The 17,652-nt window shown below is 58.4% G+C and carries 18 protein-coding genes and 2 pseudogenes; 15 read left to right on the plus strand and 5 right to left on the minus strand.

Translation table 11 applies throughout. From position 1 onward, the window contains the following. The 6 genes and pseudogenes from AAFM15_RS06450 to dnaB form a co-directional block, all read left to right on the plus strand. Nucleotides 1–446, plus strand: a pseudogene (locus AAFM15_RS06450) (cation acetate symporter); the annotation flags it as partial. Nucleotides 447–527: 81 nt separating this feature from the next. After that, nucleotides 528–893, plus strand: coding sequence for a 30S ribosomal protein S6 (rpsF, locus tag AAFM15_RS06455; RefSeq protein ID WP_341685887.1), 366 nt, complete (start codon nucleotides 528–530; stop codon nucleotides 891–893). Between the two features lie 20 nt (nucleotides 894–913). Beyond that, nucleotides 914–1,201 (plus strand): primosomal replication protein N, encoded by a 288-nt coding sequence (gene priB / locus AAFM15_RS06460; RefSeq protein ID WP_341685888.1) that lies wholly within the window; start codon nucleotides 914–916, stop codon nucleotides 1,199–1,201. 14 nt (nucleotides 1,202–1,215) lie between these two features. After that, the gene (gene rpsR, locus AAFM15_RS06465) at nucleotides 1,216–1,497 is read left to right on the plus strand and encodes a 30S ribosomal protein S18 (RefSeq protein WP_341685889.1); all 282 of its coding nucleotides are present in this window, start codon (nucleotides 1,216–1,218) and stop codon (nucleotides 1,495–1,497) included. Between the two features lie 11 nt (nucleotides 1,498–1,508). Then, nucleotides 1,509–1,961: a 50S ribosomal protein L9 gene (gene rplI / locus AAFM15_RS06470; RefSeq protein ID WP_341685890.1), complete on the plus strand. Its 453-nt coding sequence runs from the start codon at nucleotides 1,509–1,511 to the stop codon at nucleotides 1,959–1,961. A gap of 180 nt (nucleotides 1,962–2,141) precedes the next feature. Further along, nucleotides 2,142–3,569, plus strand: coding sequence for a replicative DNA helicase (dnaB, locus tag AAFM15_RS06475; RefSeq protein ID WP_341685891.1), 1,428 nt, complete (start codon nucleotides 2,142–2,144; stop codon nucleotides 3,567–3,569). Here the strand turns inward: dnaB and AAFM15_RS06480 are convergent. The 3 genes from AAFM15_RS06480 to AAFM15_RS06490 all read right to left on the minus strand — a co-directional run bounded on the left by AAFM15_RS06480 (nucleotide 3,566) and on the right by AAFM15_RS06490 (nucleotide 6,316). After that, nucleotides 3,566–5,209 (minus strand): PhoH family protein, encoded by a 1,644-nt coding sequence (locus AAFM15_RS06480; protein WP_341685892.1) that lies wholly within the window; start codon nucleotides 5,207–5,209, stop codon nucleotides 3,566–3,568. The two genes, dnaB and AAFM15_RS06480, sit on opposite strands and share 4 nt — an antisense overlap. Nucleotides 5,210–5,356: 147 nt before the next feature. Beyond that, nucleotides 5,357–5,833 carry a peroxiredoxin gene (locus AAFM15_RS06485; RefSeq protein ID WP_341685893.1) on the minus strand — a complete coding sequence of 159 codons (477 nt, stop codon included), beginning with the start codon at nucleotides 5,831–5,833 and terminating at the stop codon, nucleotides 5,357–5,359. Between the two features lie 90 nt (nucleotides 5,834–5,923). Then, nucleotides 5,924–6,316: an Mth938-like domain-containing protein gene (locus AAFM15_RS06490; RefSeq protein WP_341685894.1), complete on the minus strand. Its 393-nt coding sequence runs from the start codon at nucleotides 6,314–6,316 to the stop codon at nucleotides 5,924–5,926. A gap of 104 nt (nucleotides 6,317–6,420) precedes the next feature. On the opposite strand from AAFM15_RS06490, the gene AAFM15_RS06495 reads away from it, so the two are divergent. From AAFM15_RS06495 to AAFM15_RS06520, 6 genes are read left to right on the plus strand one after another with little or no spacing between them, the layout of a single operon-like run. Further along, on the plus strand, nucleotides 6,421–7,662 hold the full coding sequence (locus AAFM15_RS06495; RefSeq protein WP_341685895.1) for a pyridoxal phosphate-dependent aminotransferase: 1,242 nt from the start codon (nucleotides 6,421–6,423) through the stop codon (nucleotides 7,660–7,662). Between the two features lie 53 nt (nucleotides 7,663–7,715). Next, nucleotides 7,716–9,032 carry a homoserine dehydrogenase gene (locus AAFM15_RS06500; RefSeq protein ID WP_341685896.1) on the plus strand — a complete coding sequence of 439 codons (1,317 nt, stop codon included), beginning with the start codon at nucleotides 7,716–7,718 and terminating at the stop codon, nucleotides 9,030–9,032. Beyond that, a complete protein-coding gene (gene thrC, locus AAFM15_RS06505) occupies nucleotides 9,032–10,477 on the plus strand; it encodes a threonine synthase (protein ID WP_341685897.1) in 1,446 nt (481 codons plus the stop codon). The genes AAFM15_RS06500 and thrC overlap by 1 nt, the downstream gene beginning before the upstream one ends. A 10-nt stretch (nucleotides 10,478–10,487) precedes the next feature. After that, nucleotides 10,488–11,741 (plus strand): gephyrin-like molybdotransferase Glp, encoded by a 1,254-nt coding sequence (glp, locus tag AAFM15_RS06510; protein WP_341685898.1) that lies wholly within the window; start codon nucleotides 10,488–10,490, stop codon nucleotides 11,739–11,741. Continuing rightward, a complete protein-coding gene (moaD, locus tag AAFM15_RS06515) occupies nucleotides 11,738–11,989 on the plus strand; it encodes a molybdopterin converting factor subunit 1 (RefSeq protein ID WP_341685899.1) in 252 nt (83 codons plus the stop codon). The genes glp and moaD overlap by 4 nt, the downstream gene beginning before the upstream one ends. Before the next feature lie 11 nt (nucleotides 11,990–12,000). Further along, the gene (locus AAFM15_RS06520; RefSeq protein WP_341685900.1) at nucleotides 12,001–12,489 is read left to right on the plus strand and encodes a molybdenum cofactor biosynthesis protein MoaE; all 489 of its coding nucleotides are present in this window, start codon (nucleotides 12,001–12,003) and stop codon (nucleotides 12,487–12,489) included. A 24-nt stretch (nucleotides 12,490–12,513) separates the two neighbouring features. On the opposite strand, the gene AAFM15_RS06525 is transcribed toward AAFM15_RS06520, so the two are convergent. Next, on the minus strand, nucleotides 12,514–12,852 hold the full coding sequence (locus AAFM15_RS06525; protein ID WP_341685901.1) for a hypothetical protein: 339 nt from the start codon (nucleotides 12,850–12,852) through the stop codon (nucleotides 12,514–12,516). Nucleotides 12,853–12,939: 87 nt separating this feature from the next. Between AAFM15_RS06525 and clpB the strand changes: the two genes are divergently transcribed. Both clpB and AAFM15_RS06535 read left to right on the plus strand, forming a co-directional pair. Next, the gene (gene clpB / locus AAFM15_RS06530; RefSeq protein ID WP_341685902.1) at nucleotides 12,940–15,537 is read left to right on the plus strand and encodes an ATP-dependent chaperone ClpB; all 2,598 of its coding nucleotides are present in this window, start codon (nucleotides 12,940–12,942) and stop codon (nucleotides 15,535–15,537) included. Between the two features lie 80 nt (nucleotides 15,538–15,617). After that, nucleotides 15,618–16,841 carry an MFS transporter gene (locus tag AAFM15_RS06535; RefSeq protein ID WP_341685903.1) on the plus strand — a complete coding sequence of 408 codons (1,224 nt, stop codon included), beginning with the start codon at nucleotides 15,618–15,620 and terminating at the stop codon, nucleotides 16,839–16,841. A gap of 74 nt (nucleotides 16,842–16,915) precedes the next feature. On the opposite strand, the gene AAFM15_RS06540 is transcribed toward AAFM15_RS06535, so the two are convergent. Next, a complete protein-coding gene (locus tag AAFM15_RS06540; RefSeq protein WP_341685904.1) occupies nucleotides 16,916–17,287 on the minus strand; it encodes an SWIB/MDM2 domain-containing protein in 372 nt (123 codons plus the stop codon). A 236-nt stretch (nucleotides 17,288–17,523) separates the two neighbouring features. Here AAFM15_RS06540 and AAFM15_RS06545 point away from each other — a divergent pair. After that, nucleotides 17,524–17,652 (plus strand): annotated as a pseudogene (locus tag AAFM15_RS06545) (ribonuclease); the annotation flags it as partial.

Here is a 17,652-nt window from a genome sequence, read left to right on the forward strand (position 1 = left end):
TCACCGTCAAGGTGCCGCTCAATGCCGAAGGGCAGGTGATCGCATCGAAATTTGCCCTGTTGGCCGTTGCCATGCTGGCAGCGTTTGTGGCTGCACTCAAACCGGCTGAAATCCTTTCGCTCGTGTCAGCATCCTTTTCACTGGCTGCATCAGCGTTCTTTCCTGCCATGGTCATGGGCTTGCATTGGCAGCGACTGCATCGTCGCGCTGCAGTTGCAGGCATGCTCACCGGCTTTGGGGTGACCGCGGGCTACATGTTCTTCAATGCAGCGGTGGTCCGCGCCGCCTGGGGGTGGGCTCCCGATGCGGGTCTCTGGTGGGGTATTCAGCCCGTGAGCGCAGGTGTTTTTGGCGTACCTGCAGCTTGCCTGGTCATGCTTGCACTTTCCCTCTGGCCTGCAGCCAGGGCAAGGAAGGTGGGCAAAGGCCCTGAATCCGGGCTATAATCCAAGGCTCACCTTGCCGCACCCTTGACTGACGCCGGGGGCGGTTTTTCCAATCTTTTGGTTCATCCACAAGGAGTTTTGATGCGTCATTACGAAATCATTTTGCTGATCCATCCGGATCAGAGCGAGCAAGTGCCCGCCATGCTGGAGCGCTACAAGGGCATGATCACCCAAGGTGGCGGTCAGATCCATCGCGTCGAAGACTGGGGCCGTCGTCAACTGGCTTACCAGATCAACAAGCTGGCCAAAGCACACTACCTGTGCCTGAACATCGAAGCCGACCAGGCTGTGATGGGCGAGCTCGAGCACGCCTTCAAATTCAATGACGCCGTTCTGCGTCATTTGACTGTGCAGAAGAAGAAAGCCGACACCGGCGCTTCTGCCATGATGAAGAGCGTCGAGCGCGAAGAAGCACGCAAGGCTCAACAGGCTGATTTCGCAGCCTGATTGCCCTGACCCCGCGCGGAGTGAACCAGACCCGATTAGGTGCCCGTATCGTTGAGCGAGACGCTCTGCGCTACACCCCAGCCGGGTTGCCTGCCCTGGATTTGCTGCTCGAGCATGAGTCTCATGTGCAGCAAGAACAAGGCACCAGGCAAGTCAAGTTGAGCCTTCGGGCGCAGGCCATCGGTGTGATGGCCGAGCAGCTCCAAAAGGCGCCACTTGGCACCGCCTTCAGGTTCACTGGCTTTTTGGCCAATATCCGTCAAGGTCAACGTGTGATTTTGCATATCCAAGAGTTTCAGCAAGATTAATTTCAGGAGGCCCCATGGCCACGTTCAAAAAATTTGACAAGAACAAGCGCCCCAAGCGCAATACCCAGTCCCTGCTGTTCAAGCGCAAGCGCTTTTGCCGCTTTACCGTGACTGGCGTTGAAGAGATCGACTACAAAGATGTGGACACCCTGCGTGACTTCATCGCCGAAAACGGCAAGATCATTCCCGCCCGCCTGACCGGCACCCGCGCCATTTACCAGCGCCAGCTCAACACTGCCATCAAGCGTGCCCGCTTCCTGGCTCTGTTGCCCTACACCGATCAGCACAAGGTCTGAGGAGAAACAACATGCAAGTGATCCTGCTCGAAAAAGTGCTCAACCTGGGCAATCTGGGTGACATCGTCAAGGTCAAGGACGGTTACGCACGTAACTTCCTGATCCCCTCTGGCCGCGCCCGTCGCGCTACCGAAGCCAACAAGGCTGAATTCGAAGCTCGTCGTGTCGAGCTCGAAAAAGCTGCTGCAGCCAAGCTGGCTGAAGCTCAGGCTCTGGGCGAAAACCTCTCTGGTCTGACCGTCAAGCTGACCCAAAAGGCTGGCGTGGATGGTCGCCTGTTTGGTTCTGTGACCAACCACGACATCGCTGAAGAACTGACCAAGCATGGCTTCGCTGTGGCCAAAGCTCAGGTGCGTATGCCCAACGGTCCGATCAAGACCGTGAGCGACTCCGCTGTGTCCGTTGCGTTGCACACCGACGTGGTGGTGGAAGTCAATGTGAGCGTGTACGGCGAAACCGCCTGATCCTGCTCGCTCAGCGATAAGCCGCCGGCGAAAGCAGGCGGCTTTTTCATTTTCAGGCCCTTCATTTATCCACTCGCCATACCCGTTTCATGCACCTGTGGTGCACCGCTTATCCACAGGGTTATGCAATGACGCGTGGCGAGCTCCGGGCTAAGATGCCGTTTTGACTGTTGTGAATTCATGAGTTCTGCCGTTTTCCCTCCTTCTTTTGATGAAGCCATGGCTGTGGCCACCCTGGACCCACAGATTGCGCAGCTGCGCGTGCCGCCTCACTCCATTGAAGCCGAATCCAGCGTGCTGGGTGGGTTGTTGCTGGACAACGGCGCCTGGGATCGGGTGGGTGATCTTTTGGTGGACTCCGACTTTTACCGTCATGAGCACCGTTTGGTGTATGCCGCCATTGGCGCCCTGATCAATGCCTCCAAGCCGGCTGACGTGATCACGGTGCACGAACAGTTGCAGGCCTTGGGCAAATCGCAAGAGGTGGGTGGGTTGTCCTACCTGAATGCGCTGGCGCAATATGTGCCAAGCGCCAGCAATATCCGGCGCTACGCTGAAATCGTACGCGAGCGCTCCATCCTGCGCAAGCTGGTTGCGGCCAGTGATGACATCGCCACCGTAGCCTTCAACACCCAGGGCAGGGCGGTTGACAAGATTCTGGATGAGGCCGAGCAAAAGATTTTCAACATCGGTGAAGAAGGCTCTCGCATGAAGCAGGGCTTTCAGTCCATGGACACCTTGGTGGTGGACCTGCTGGACCGAGTCTCCGAGATGGCCGACAACCCCAACGACATCACGGGTGTGCCCACCGGCTTTTACGATCTGGACCGCATGACCTCTGGTCTGCAGCCGGGCGACCTGGTGGTGCTGGCGGCGCGTCCTTCCATGGGTAAAACGGCTTTTGCCATCAACATTGCTGAACACGTGGCGCTCAACGAAGGGTTGCCCGTGGCTGTGTTTTCCATGGAAATGGGAGCATCCCAACTGGCGGTACGTATTGTGGGCTCGATTGGTCGTGTGGACCAGGGGCATTTACGGACGGGCAAGTTGACCGATGACGAGTGGCCGCGCCTGACCGAGGCCATTGAGCGTTTGCGCACCGTGTCGCTGCACATTGATGAAACACCTGGCCTGACCCCGAGTGAGCTGCGCGCCAACTCGCGTCGTCTGGCTCGCCAGTGTGGCAAGCTCGGCCTGATCGTGGTGGACTACTTGCAGTTGATGAGTGGCTCCAGTGGCTCGGACGGCGATAACCGCGCGACCGAACTGGGCGAAATCTCGCGGGGTCTGAAGATGCTGGCCAAAGAGCTCCAATGCCCGGTGATTGCACTCTCGCAGCTCAACCGTGGTGTAGAGCAGCGCACAGACAAGCGCCCCATGATGAGTGATCTGCGTGAATCCGGCGCCATCGAGCAGGACGCGGACATCATCATGTTCATCTACCGTGATGATTACTACAACAAGGATTCGAAGGATCCGGGTGTTGCAGAAATCATCATCGGCAAGCAGCGTAACGGTCCGACGGGCACCTGCCGCCTGGCCTTCCTCAAACCGCTGACCCGCTTTGAAAGCCTGGCCGGCGGTGGCATGGGCGGCGACGACTTTTAAAGCGCCTCGCTGGCAAAGTCAGCCAGGCGTGAACGCTCGCCACGTGCAAGGGTGATGTGTCCGTTGTGGGCCCAGCCCTTGAAGCGGTCCACTGCGTACGTCAGGCCTGATGAGCCTTCGGTCAGGTAGGGCGTGTCGATCTGGGCCAGGTTGCCCATGCAGATGATCTTGGTGCCGGGGCCGGCGCGGGTGATCAGTGTCTTCATCTGCTTGGGCGTCAGGTTCTGCGCCTCGTCGATGATGACGTACTTGTTCATGAAGGTGCGCCCGCGCATGAAGTTCATGCTCTTGATCTTGATGCGGCTCTTGATCAGTTCGTTGGTCGCGGCGCGCCCCCACTCGCCCGCACCCCCGCCTTCGCCCTTGGCCAGGAACTCCAGGTTGTCGTCCAGGGCGCCCATCCAGGGGCCCATTTTTTCTTCTTCAGTGCCGGGCAGGAAGCCGATGTCTTCGCCCACGCTGACGGTGGCGCGGGTCATGATGATCTCGGTGTAGCGGCGGTCGTCCAGCACTTGCGTCAGGCCTGCAGCCAGCGCCATCAGCGTCTTGCCCGTGCCAGCTGTGCCGGCCAACGTGACGAAGTCCACCTCAGGGTCGGTCAAAAGGTTCAGGGCAAAGTTTTGTTCACGGTTGCGGGCGGTGACGCCCCAGACTGCATTCTTCTGGTGTGCAAAGTCCTTGAGGGTGCGTAGCACAGCAGTTTTGCCTCTTACTTCCGTCACTCGGGCGTACAGGCTGGGCTCGCCAGCAGCTTCAAAGTACACAAACTGGTTGATGAACAGGCTGGGCACGATGGAGCCGGAAATGCGATAGAAGGTGTGGCTGCCCTGTTGCCAGCTTTCGACGGTTTTGGCGTGCTTTGCCCAGAAGTCTGTTGGCAACGCCATCGCTCCTGTGTAGAGCATGTCGCCATCTTCCAGGGCCTTGTCGTTTTGATAATCTTCGGCTTGCAATCCCATCGCGCGTGCCTTGACGCGCATGTTGATGTCCTTGGACACCAGCACCACCTCGCGCTGGCTGTGTTTCTCACACAAGGCGCGAACCACCCCCAAAATCTGGTTGTCGGCCTTGCCTTGCGGCAGGGCCAGGGGCAGGCTGAGGTCGAGAGGTTCAGTCTGGAAAAACAGGTGCCCTTGAGCTTCGTTGTGCCCAAGCCCTGACAAACGCTGACCTGCTGCCATATCGGGGCTGGACGCGGCCAGTGTGTCGAGGTAGCGGCTGGCCTGACGGGCATTTCGAGCGACTTCGGAGGTGCCTTTTTTGTTGCTGTCGAGCTCCTCGAGCACGATCATGGGCAAAAAGACATCATGCTCTTCAAAGCGGAACAAGCTCATCGGGTCGTGCATCAGCACGTTGGTGTCGAGCACAAACAGTTTGCGGGTACCGTCACTTTTGCGTGCTTTGGCGCTTCGAGAGCTTGTCTTGATGGATTTCACGGGAGACGCTGTTCTGACGCTGGTTTTGACGGGGGCGGGGGCAGTGCTTGCCACAATCTCAGGAATGGGCATGTCGATTTGCGCATCCTTAAGGGGGCGAGCGTTACTACGTGTTGCGCGTGCTGTTTTCGCTGCAGGAGCCTCGGCCAGGGATTTCTGGGTCAGCAGTGTGGCACGTTGTTTGGGCGGCGGAGGCAGGGGCATGGGGCGTAACCTTGTTTACGGAAACATGAAGGACCCGAAAGCAAAAAAGCCGCCAGGCATGCCGGGCGGCTTTTTGTGTAATGCGGGTGTCGACTGCAATCTGCATGAGCCCATTATGCACGAGCTCTGTGACACCTTTGGGAGCTTTTAGCCGGCCTTCTTGAGAGCCTTGACCGCTTTAAGGACTTCGTCCACATGGCCAGGGACTTTCAGGCCACGCCATTCTTGTTTGAGCATGCCGTCTGCGCCAACCAGGAAAGTGCTGCGCTCAATGCCTTTGACCTTTTTGCCGTACATGATCTTGTTTTTGACCACGCCGAACATGTGACACATTTTCTCTTCAGTATCAGCAATCAGTTCAAAGGGCAGTTCCAGCTTGGTTTTGAAGTCGTCGTGTGACTTCATGTTGTCACGCGAGACGCCAAAAACCACAGCGCCGGCTTTGACAAAGTCCTTGTATTTGTCGCGAAACTGCATGGCTTCGGTGGTGCAACCAGGGGTGTTGTCTTTCGGATAGAAATACAGGATCATGGTCTGACCCACGTGGGTTGTGTTTGAAACCTTGATACCGCCAGTTGCGTTCGCTTCAAATTCGGGCAGGGGCTTGTTGAGAACGATCGCCATGTAGACACTCTTTTCGGGGGTGTTTTGCAAGCCTTGTGCAGGGAACTTACAAATTTCGACAAACGATTATTTTAACCGAAAAGTCAGTAGTCATAAGGTATTCGCCTTGGGCGCCATCATGAGCACCGCCATGACTTTTCGTCCCTCGCTGGCCAGAATGTTGTAGGTGCGACAAGCCGCATAGGTGTCCATGGTTTCCAGGCCGATACGCCGCTCCATCAAGGGTTGCAACCAGGAAGCAGGCAAGAAATTTTGACGTTCACCGCAACCCATGATGATCAATTCCGTGTCTTGTCCAGCCAGGGCTTTCAAGTGTCCGGCTTGCAATTGGTCCCAGTGTTCTGTATCCCAGGTCTCCCAAGCGGGGCTGCCGTGGCTTCGTATGCAGACAGCGTGCTCGATGCGTTGGCCTTGTACGGTGATCCAGCCCGGCCCCATGGCGGAGATCATGGGTGCACTGGATTTGTCGGGCTGAAGTTTCATGGAATTGGGAGGGTTGAAATGCGTTGGAATCAGTCGTGAAAACGACTCTAAATGTGGTCAAATTATAGGTTTTCGCTCTTGACTTTATCCGTCCGGGAGGGACTGTGAAGCCCATCGTCAAATCCGCCAAACTGGCCAATGTGTGCTACGACATCCGTGGCCCCATCATGGACCGTGCTCGCCAAATGGAAGAGGACGGCCACAAGATCATCAAACTCAATATTGGCAACCTGGCGGTTTTCGGTTTTGACGCGCCTGAAGAGATTCAGCAAGACATGATCCGCAACCTGCCCAACTCGGCAGGTTACTCGGACAGCAAAGGCATTTTTGCGGCGCGCAAAGCCGTGATGCACGAAACCCAGCGACAGGGCATTTTGGGTGTGACGCTGGACGATATTTATCTGGGCAATGGCGCCAGTGAGCTCATCGTCATGGCGACCAATGCCTTGCTCGATGATGGTGATGAATTGCTATTGCCTGCACCTGACTACCCCCTGTGGACGGCTGCTGCCAGCCTGTCGGGTGGCACGCCGGTGCACTACATGTGCGACGAGAGCAATGGCTGGATGCCGGACATCAACGACATCCGAGCCAAGATCACGCCCAAGACCAAAGGGATTGTGGTCATCAACCCCAATAACCCTACAGGCGCGCTGTACAGCAAGGAATTGTTGCTGCAGATTGTGGGTCTGGCTCGTGAGCACGGCTTGGTCATTTATGCCGATGAGGTGTACGACAAGGTGCTGTACGACGATGTGGTGCACACCCCGATCGCCAGCTTGTCCACCGATGTGCTGACGCTGACCTTCAACTCCTTGTCCAAGAGCTACCGTTCCTGCGGTTACCGCGCTGGTTGGATGGTACTTTCGGGCGACAAGCGCCCGGCTACCGACTTTATTGAGGGCCTGAACATGCTCTCGAACATGCGCTTGTGCGCCAATGTGCCAGGTCAGTGGGCTGTACAAACGGCGCTCGGCGGTTACCAGAGCATCAAAGAGCTGGTGGGCGAGGGCGGTCGTTTGCGCAAGCAGCGTGACCTGGCTTATGAGCTGATCACCTCGATCCCGGGAGTCAGCTGTGTGCGGCCTCAAGCGGCGCTGTACATGTTCCCCCGCCTGGATCCGAAGGTTTACCCCATCGCGGATGACCAACGCTTTTTCCTGGACATGCTGGAAGAAACCAAGGTCATGCTGGTGCAGGGCACGGGCTTTAACTGGCCTGAGCCGGACCATTTCCGCATCGTGTTCCTGCCGCACGAAGATGATCTGCGCGAAGCCATTGGACGTGTCGCCAAATTCCTGGAAGGCGCACGCAAACGCTTTGGTACGGACGCACTGGTGTCCTGAGTTTTCTGCGGGTGCTCCCAGGAGTGCCCGTCTTATTTAAGTTGATCTACACAATGAAACCCATTCAAGTTGGCCTCATCGGCATCGGTACCGTCGGCGGCGGCGTTTTTGAAGTCCTGCGCCGCAACCAGGAAGAAATCAAACGTCGTGCGGGTCGCGGCATTGAAGTGACCATGGTCAGCCGTCGTGACCAGGCCAAGGCCCGCGCCATGGTGGGTGAAGACGCTAAAGTGGTGGCCGATCCCCGTGACATCATTCGCAATCCCGACATTGATATCGTGGTCGAGCTCATTGGCGGTTACACCCTGGCGCGCGAGCTGGTGCTCGAAGCGATTGCTGCCGGCAAACATGTGGTCACGGCCAACAAGGCCTTGTTGGCGGTGCACGGCACTGAAATCTTCCAGGCCGCGCACAACAAAGGTGTGATGGTGGCTTTTGAAGCGGCTGTGGCTGGTGGCATTCCCATCATCAAGGCGCTGCGTGAGGGGCTGACCGCCAACCAGATCCAGTGGGTAGCGGGCATCATCAACGGCACCACCAACTTCATCCTGTCCGAAATGCGTGACAAGGGGCTGGACTTTGACGTGGTGCTCAAAGAAGCGCAGCGTTTGGGCTATGCCGAAGCCGATCCCACCTTTGACATTGAAGGCGTGGATGCGGCCCACAAAGCCACCATCATGAGCGCGATTGCCTTTGGTATTCCGGTGCAGTTCGACAAAGCCTATGTGGAAGGCATCACGAAGCTGGGCGCCGCCGACATCAAATATGCCGAGCAACTGGGCTATCGCATCAAGCTATTGGGCATCACCAAACGCACTGACAAAGGGGTAGAGCTTCGGGTGCACCCCAGCCTGGTACCTGCGCAACGCCTGATTGCGAATGTCGAAGGCGCGATGAATGCAGTCATGGTGCAAGGCGATGCCGTAGGCACCACCTTGTACTACGGTAAAGGCGCCGGCGCCGAGCCTACTGCCAGCGCAGTGGTCGCAGACCTGGTGGACATCACACGCCTGCACACGGCTGATCCTCAAAACCGTGTGCCGCACCTGGCCTTCCAGCCTGATGCCTTGAGCAATTTACCGGTGCTGCCGATGGAAGAAGTCGTGACCAGCTACTACCTGCGTCTGCGTGTTGCCGACCAGGCCGGTGTGCTGGCCAAGCTGACGGGCTTGCTGGCCGATGCCAATATCAGCATCGATGCCATCTTGCAGCGCGAGGCCGACCAGGTCAGCGGTGCAAACCAAACCGATGTGATCATCCTCACCCACGACACGCGCGAGGGCAATATGAACGTGGTGCTCAAGCAGATGCAAGGTTTGCCCACGGTGCTGGCGCCCATTGTTCGCATCCGCAAAGAGGAGCTGGCCTGATGCTGTACCTGTCTACGCGCGGCCACGCAGACCGTAAACACTTCTGTGAAATCCTGCTCGAAGGCCTGGCACCCGATGGCGGGCTGTACTTGCCCGAAAGCTACCCCCAACTGGGTGATACCGATCTGACGCGCCTGCGCCAGGTCTGGCAGCAGCAGGGCTACGCGGCATTGGCGTTTGAAATTTTGTCCCTGTACATCGACGACATTCCAGCCGCTGACCTCAAAGCCCTGTGCGACAAGACCTACACCGCTGCTGTGTATGGCACCGAAGCCATCGTGCCGCTCAAGCCCTTGCAGGCCAAGGGCAGCGCCGCGCCTGAGCTGTATTTGGAGGCTCTGTCCAACGGCCCCACGCTGGCCTTCAAGGACATGGCCATGCAGCTGCTGGGCAATCTGTTTGAGTACGAATTGGGCCGCCGTGGCGAAGAACTGAACATTCTGGGCGCCACCTCCGGTGACACCGGCAGCGCTGCCGAATATGCCATGCGCGGCAAAAAGGGCGTGCGTGTGTTCATGACCAGCCCGCATGGGCGCATGAGCCCCTTCCAGCAAGCACAGATGTTCAGCTTGCTGGACCAAAACATCCACAACATCGCCATTGAAGGCGTGTTCGACGACTGTCAGGACATCGTCAAGGCGGTGTCCAACGACCTCGACTTCAAGCGCAAGTACAAGATCGGCACCGTCAACTCGATCAACTGGGCGCGTCTGCTGGCCCAGGTGGTGTACTACTTTGCCGGTTACTTCCAGGCCACGACGGCCAACAGCCAGCAGGTCAGCTTCACTGTGCCCAGCGGCAACTTCGGCAATGTCTGCGCCGGCCACGTGGCCCGCATGATGGGCCTGCCCGTGGCGCAGCTGGTGGTGGCGACCAACGAAAACGATGTGCTCGACGAGTTCTTCCGCACCGGCATCTACCGTGTGCGCGGCACGGCCGATACGCACGAAACCTCAAGCCCCTCGATGGACATTTCCAAGGCCAGCAACTTCGAGCGCTTTGTGTTCGACTTGCTGGGTCGCGATGGCGCGCTGACCAAATCCCTGTTTGGCGACGCACTCAATACGCAAGGCCGTTTTGACCTGTCTGGCGATGCACGCTTTGCCGACGCGAGTGCCCGTTACGGCTTTGTCAGCGGCAAGAGCACGCACGCCAACCGCCTGGTCACCATCCGCCAGGTGTTTGAGCAGTACGGTGTGATGATCGATACCCACACCGCCGATGGCGTGAAGGTGGCGCGGGAAAACTTGCAGGCCGGTGTGCCCATGCTGGTGCTCGAAACCGCCTTGCCCATCAAATTTGCAGGCACCATTGTCGAAGCTCTGGGCCGCGAGCCTGAGCGTCCGGCCAAGTTTGAAGGCATTGAGGCTTTGCCTAAACGCGTGAAGGTCATGCCGGCTGATGCTGAAGGCATCAAGCGCTACATTGCTGAGCACTGCCACTGAGGACTTGCCCATGAACGCGCCCCGCAAGCCACTGATGCCTCTGGACGATGCCTTGCAACAATTGCTGGGTCAGGTCCAGGCCTTGAACGATGTCGAGACGCTGTCCACCCTGGAGGCGGATGGCCGCGTGCTGGCGCAGGATCTCGTGTCTGCCTTGCAAGTGCCGGCGTTCGACAACTCGTCGATGGACGGCTATGCCGTGCGCTGGGCCGATGTGCGGCAAGGGCCAACGCTGCTCAAAGTCACGCAACGCATCGCAGCGGGCCAAACAGGTACCACTCTGGAGCCAGGTCAAGCCGCACGAATTTTTACGGGAGCACCTTTGCCCCCCGGCGCTGACACAGTGGTCATGCAGGAAGACACACAGCCAGTGGATGGCGCTGCGGATGCAGTGCAGATCTTGCGCGTGCCGACGCCAGGCGACTGGGTGCGTCTGAGTGGCGAAGACGTGAAAAAAGGCGCTGTGGCCTTGCCTGCGGGCACACGGCTGACCCCTGCAGAGTTAGGGCTTGCGGCCAGCCTGGGCGTTGCGCATGTGAGCGTTCTGCGCAAGCCACGTGTGGCCTTGTTTTCTACTGGCGACGAATTGGTCATGCCCGGCGAGGTTGCGCCCGATCAAATGCGCCCCGGTGCCATCTACAACTCCAACCGCTTTTTCCTGCGTGCCTTGCTGCATCGCATGGGTTGCGAGGTCAGTGACCTCGGCATCGTCCCCGACAAGCGCGAAGCCACCATGGCAGCGCTCAAGTCGGCTGCCGACCACCATGACCTGATCCTGACCAGCGGCGGCGTCTCGGTGGGTGAAGAGGATCACGTCAAGCCCTCGGTGCAAGCCTTGGGTGCCCTGGACCTTTGGCAAATCTCCATGAAACCTGGCAAGCCCTTTGCCTATGGCCATGTGCGCCGCAGCGAAGGCGCGCACGTGGCGCATTTCATCGGCCTGCCGGGTAACCCGGTCTCGAGTTTCATGACCTTTGTATTGCTGGTTTTGCCCTTCTTGCGTCAGCTGACGGGTCAGCCGCAGCAGTCCTTGCAGCCTGTGCGCATGCCGGCGCATTTCAGCATTGTCAAAGCTGACCGCCGCCGCGAGTTTGTGCGTGTGCGGTGCAACGCGCAGGGCGGCCTGGACCTGTTCCCCAACCAAAGCTCCGGGGTGTTGACCTCGGTGGTCTGGGGTGATGGTGTGGTCGACATTCCGGCGGGTCAGACGGTGGCTGTGGGTGATTTGGTGGACTACCTTCCTTTTGCTGGGTGGCTAGCATGAAGAGCTTGCGCATTCTTTTTTTCGCCAGCTTGCGTGAGGCGCTGGGCGGGCAGGTGGCCATGCAAACCGAGGCTGTTACGGTGAATGACTTACGTCAGGCCTTGATGGTGCAAAGCGAGGCGCATGCGCAGGCTCTGGGCCCGCACCGCCCGGTGCGAGTGGCCGTCAACCAGACCATGGTGGGTGACGATCACGCCCTCAAGGATGGCGACGAGATCGCATTCTTTCCGCCGGTCACCGGCGGTTGAGGCCAAGCACCATGGCCAGCAGCATCCGCATTCAGACCGAAGACTTTGACCTGAGCACCGAGGTTGCGCGTTTGCGCGAGGGTGATCTGCGCGTGGGCGCTGTGTGTGCGTTTGTGGGCACGGTGCGGGACATGCATGCCTTGACCCGCAAGCCCGAAGACGAAGTACAGGCCATGGAGCTGGAGCATTACCCCGGCATGACCGAAGCCAGCATTGCCAAGATGGTGGCGCAAGCGCATCAGCGTTTTGACTTTTTTGACGCTGTGATTGTTCACCGTGTCGGTCGTTTGTTGCCCGCTGACCAGATTGTGCTGGTGGCTGTGAGTTCGGCCCACCGCGGCGAGAGCTACAAGGCCTGCGAGTTCTTGATGGACTACCTCAAAACCCAAGCACCTTTCTGGAAAAAAGAGCACACGCCAGCAGGCGCACATTGGGTGGATGCCCGCGTCAGCGATGACCAGGCGCTGGCCCGCTGGGGCCTGGACATGCCCAATGCCTGAAGGCTTGCAGCCTTGGATTTGACCTCAATGTGAGAAGCCTGAAGGCGCCGGCGCGCTGTACAGGTCAACACCCCCGTCGCTCAGTGCTGCTTCTGGGGCCAACGGCTGTTTGAAGTCTGCCTTTTCCAGAAAGGCCTGGCGCTGGAAGTCGGCCATCAAATGTTGGGTTGCCGGGGTCTGGGTGCTCAGACCGGCTTGACGGGACTCGGCTTGAACCCAGTGGTTTTTCAGGTGGGGCATGAGTCGCAGCATCAGTCTTCGGGTCATCCAGAAACGGTATTCCTGCGCCTCGTGGGTGTTGATGCGCCACAGCAGACGGTCCTGCACTTCGTCGTAAACCACAGAGAGTTGATGAATACCCATGGTTTGATTTTAGGCAAACTCAAGTGTTTTCGAATCTCTTGAAATGGCCTGAGTGGCCCCCAAGTGCGTCTCAATTGGAGAATATTCATGCGAATCGACAAACTCACTACCAAATTTCAGGAAGCCCTGGCCGACGCGCAAAGCCTGGCCTTGGGCAGCGATCACGCCTACATTGAGCCTGTGCACGTGCTCGCCGCCATGCTGCGTCAGCAAGACGGCCCCAAGGCCGTGCTGCAACGTGCAGGCGTTCAGGTGCAGAGCCTGAGCGAAGCTGCAGAGGCTGGCATCAAACGCTTGCCCCAAGTCACTGGCCAGGACCAGGTGCAAGTGGGCCCCGAACTTGTCAAATTGCTGCAGGCTGCCGAGAAGGAATCCATCAAACGCGGCGACAGCTTTGTGGCCAGCGAATTGTTCCTACTGGCGTTGGCAGACAGCAAGAACGAGGCAGGGCGTCTGGCCAAGGAAAGCGGCCTGAGTCGCAAGGCCCTGGAGTCGGCCATTGATGCAGTGCGCGGCGGTCAAAACGTCAACAGCGCCGAAGCCGAAGGCCAGCGCGAAGCGCTCAAGAAATACACCCTGGACCTGACCGAGCGCGCACGCATGGGCAAGCTCGATCCGGTCATTGGCCGCGACGACGAAATCCGCCGCGCCATCCAGGTGTTGCAACGCCGCTCCAAGAACAACCCGGTGCTCATTGGTGAGCCCGGTGTGGGCAAAACTGCCATTGTGGAAGGCTTGGCGCAGCGCATCGTCAACGGTGAAGTGCCCGAGAGCTTGCGCGACAAGAAGGTGCTGGTGCTGGACATGGCGGGCTTGCTGGCGGGTGCCAAGTTCCGGGGTGAATTCGAAGAGCGCCTGAAGTCTGTGCTCAAGGAAGTGGCGCAGGACGAAGGCCGCATCATCCTGTTCATTGACGAGATTCATACCATGGTGGGTGCCGGCAAGGCCGAAGGGGCCATGGACGCAGGCAATATGCTCAAGCCCGCGCTTTCGCGTGGCGAGCTGCATTGCATTGGCGCAACTACCTTGGATGAGTACCGCAAATACATTGAAAAGGACGCCGCGCTGGAACGCCGCTTCCAGAAGGTGCTGGTGGGCGAGCCCACGGTCGAGCAGACCATTGCCATCCTGCGCGGCTTGCAGGAAAAGTACGAACTGCACCACGGCGTGGACATCACCGACCCGGCGATTGTGGCTGCGGCCGAACTCAGCCACCGCTACATCACCGACCGCTTCCTGCCCGACAAGGCGATTGACTTGATCGACGAAGCTGCGGCCAAGATCAAGATCGAGATCGACTCCAAGCCTGAAGTCATGGACAAGCTGGACCGTCGTTTGATCCAGCTGCAGATCGAGCGCGAAGCCATGAAAAAGGAAACCGATGAGGCTTCGCAAAAGCGCCTGGGCCTGATCGAGGAAGAGATTGCTCGCGTGCAAAAAGAACTGGCTGATCTGGAAGAAATCTGGCGCGCCGAAAAGGCGCAGGCTCAAGGCAGCCAGCAGGTGCGTGAAGAGATTGACAAGCTCAAACTGCAAATCGAGGAGCTGACGCGCAAAGGCGATTTCAACAAGGTGGCCGAGTTGCAATACGGAAAGTTACCCGAACTCGACAAGCGTCTGAAGGAAGCCCAGGCTAAAGAGGCTGCAGGCGGGGGCGTGGGGAGCCCCAAGCTGCTGCGCACCCAAGTGGGGGCTGAAGAAATTGCAGAGGTGGTCAGTCGCGCCACGGGTATCCCGGTGTCCAAGATGATGCAGGGCGAGCGCGAAAAATTGCTGCGCATGGAAGACAAACTGCACGACCGTGTGGTGGGCCAGGATGAAGCCATCTCGGCTGTGGCCAACGCCATTCGCCGCTCGCGCTCGGGCTTGTCAGACCCTAACCGTCCTACGGGCTCATTCCTGTTCCTGGGCCCGACGGGCGTAGGCAAGACCGAGCTGTGCAAAGCGCTTGCAGGTTTCCTTTTTGACAGCGAAGAGCACCTGGTGCGCATCGACATGAGCGAGTTCATGGAGACGCACTCCGTGGCCCGTTTGATTGGCGCGCCTCCGGGGTATGTGGGCTACGAAGAAGGCGGCTACCTGACCGAAGCGGTTCGTCGCAAGCCGTATTCCGTGTTGCTGCTCGATGAGGTTGAAAAAGCCCACCCGGACGTGTTCAATGTGCTCCTGCAGGTACTGGACGATGGCCGCCTGACCGATGGCCAGGGTCGGACCGTGGACTTCAAGAACACGGTGATCGTGATGACCTCCAACATCGGCTCGCACATGATTCAGGCCATGGTCGGGCAGCCCTACGAAGACGTGAAGGATGCGGTCTGGGATGAGCTCAAAACGCATTTCCGTCCGGAGTTTCTCAACCGGATCGACGAGACAGTGGTCTTCCATGGTCTGGATGCAGCGCATATTGCATCGATCGCCAAGATCCAGCTGCACGCTTTGCAAGCGCGACTGGCGCGCATGGAGTTGACGCTGCAGGTTTCCGACGCTGCGTTGGCGGAACTTGCCAAAGTGGGTTTTGACCCTGTCTTTGGTGCGCGTCCGCTCAAACGGGCCATTCAGAGCAAGCTGGAAAACCCGCTGTCCAAATTGCTGCTGGAGGGGCGTTTTGCTCCCAAGTCTTCTATCCAGGTAGAGGTGGATCCGGTGCGTGCGCCAGGGGTGTTCGAGTTCCAGGCTTCGACCTGAGCGAAAAAACGGCTGTCTCGCTATGATGGAGCGCCGCAGGGTATAGGCCCTGCGGCGTTTTTTTCATTAAAGGCCATTTCATGACCACTGCAAGTGCACCTGCTGCCCCCGTGGCTTTGCGCGACGATGTCCGCGTGATGTCCTTGGTGGGGCTGGCCCACGCGGGTTCGCATTTTTCGCATTTGCTGCTTCCGGTCATGTTCCCGGTTTTCGTTCGTGAGTTTGGCTGGAGTTATGCGCAGCTGGGCTTGCTCAGTTCTGTCTTCTTCATGGTCTCGGGACTGGGCCAGGCCAGTTCGGGCTTTGTGGTGGACAAGGTGGGTGCTCGGCCAGTTTTGCTGCTGTCTTTAGGGCTGTTTGTGCTGGCTTGCTTGACGGCAGCCATGGCAGACAGCTATCCAGCCATGATGGCGGCCGCCGTATTGGCTGGACTTGGTAATTGTGCTTTTCATCCGGTGGACTTCAGCATCCTTAACCAGCGGGTGTCCAGCAGTCGTTTGGGGTACGCCTTCAGTGTGCATGGCCTGACAGGCAACCTGGGCTGGGCGGCTGCCCCCGTATTTTTCGCCTTGACCACTTCGGACGGTCATTGGCGTATGGGCTATGTCAGTGCAGCGCTCATGTACACCGTCATTCTCGTATTGATGTACTGGCAGCGTGGTGCTTTGCAAACCCGCACCTCGCACATGATGCCAGCGCCAGCAGTGTCTGCATCCGTTTCGCCGCTGGCGTTCATGAGGCATGCGGTCATCTGGTGGTGCTTCGCTTATTTCTTTCTGTCGACCATGACGCTGGCAGTGGTGCAGAACTTCTCGGTGCCAATTCTGCAGGCCATGCACCAGGTCACCCTTGAGCAGGCCACCATGACCTTGACAGGCTACATGTTGTGTGGCGCTGCAGGCATGCTGCTGGGTGGCTTTGTGGCAGCGCGCATGCCGGGCTGGAGCGATCGGGTGGTGGCCATTTGTATGTCGGTGGCGGCAGTGCTCATGGGCTTGTGCGCCAGTGGGTGGCTGGGAGCGCAGTTGAGCATGGTTGTTCTGGCCGCAACTGGCTTTGCCATTGGTGTAGGCGGCCCCAGCCGCGATTTGATGATCAAAAAAGCCACGCCCAAAGGGGCTACAGGCCGTGTGTACGGCATGGTCTATTCGGGGCTTGATGCAGGCTTTGCGGTCTCGCCACTGATCTTTGGTGTGCTGATGGATCGTGGCATGCCTGCCGCCGCCCTGGCTGGCGCAGCAGTAGTGCTCCTGCTGAGCGTATTGGCCGCAGTGGGTGTGGGCAAGCGCACCTCCCACGCTTGAAGCATCGCATTTGACGTTCATTCGCGCATGAAAAAGGCCGCCCGAGGGCGGCCTTTGATCGAGGTGCAACCTGATCAGGAGAGGTGCTTGCCAATCAGGCCAGCCATCTCGAACATGGTGACTTGAGCTTTGCCAAACACAGCCTTGAGTTTGTCGTCAGCATTGATGTTGCGCTTGTTGACTTTGTCTTGCAGACCATTTTTCTTGATGTAAGCCCACATTTTGCTGATGACCTCTGTGCGGGGCAGGGGAGCCGCACCCACCACAGCTGCCAGAGCGGCGCTGGGCGTCAAGGCTTTCATGAAAGCGGCGTTGGGAGTGCGCTTCTTGGCAGGAGCGGCTTTCTTTGCCGGAGCAGCCTTTTTAGCGGGGGCTGCCTTCTTGGCCGGAGCGGCTTTTTTAGCGGGTGCTGCTTTTTTAGCTGCGGTTTTTTTTGCAGTTGCCATGTTCGTGTTCCTTGGAACTTAAAAGGTTGTTGTGTAGGTCACGACGACCTAGCGCGTTCATCCTAATGCAGGGCTCAGGCTTTTCCAATAGGGGAAACGCATTTTTCATGGCGGATTGTTGTGATTTTTACGACATTTCCGTTCCTCCCATCGTGAACGCATTAAATCGGTGCACATGCGTATGGCTGATGTCAGACCGATGCGGTGTACTGCCAGGGCGTAGTGAAGGAGCTTCAATGTCGATCAAATTTTCCACCTGTGACTTTTGTGATCAGTTTCGTGATGCCACGAGCGATGCTTTGCGGGTCATACCGCCGGGGTTCAATGACTACGGCGCACGACGTGTTTTTTGTGGCCCCATCGTG

The sequence above is a fragment of the Limnohabitans sp. genome (assembly GCF_038134685.1).
Classification (GTDB): Bacteria; Pseudomonadota; Gammaproteobacteria; order Burkholderiales; family Burkholderiaceae_C; genus Limnohabitans_A.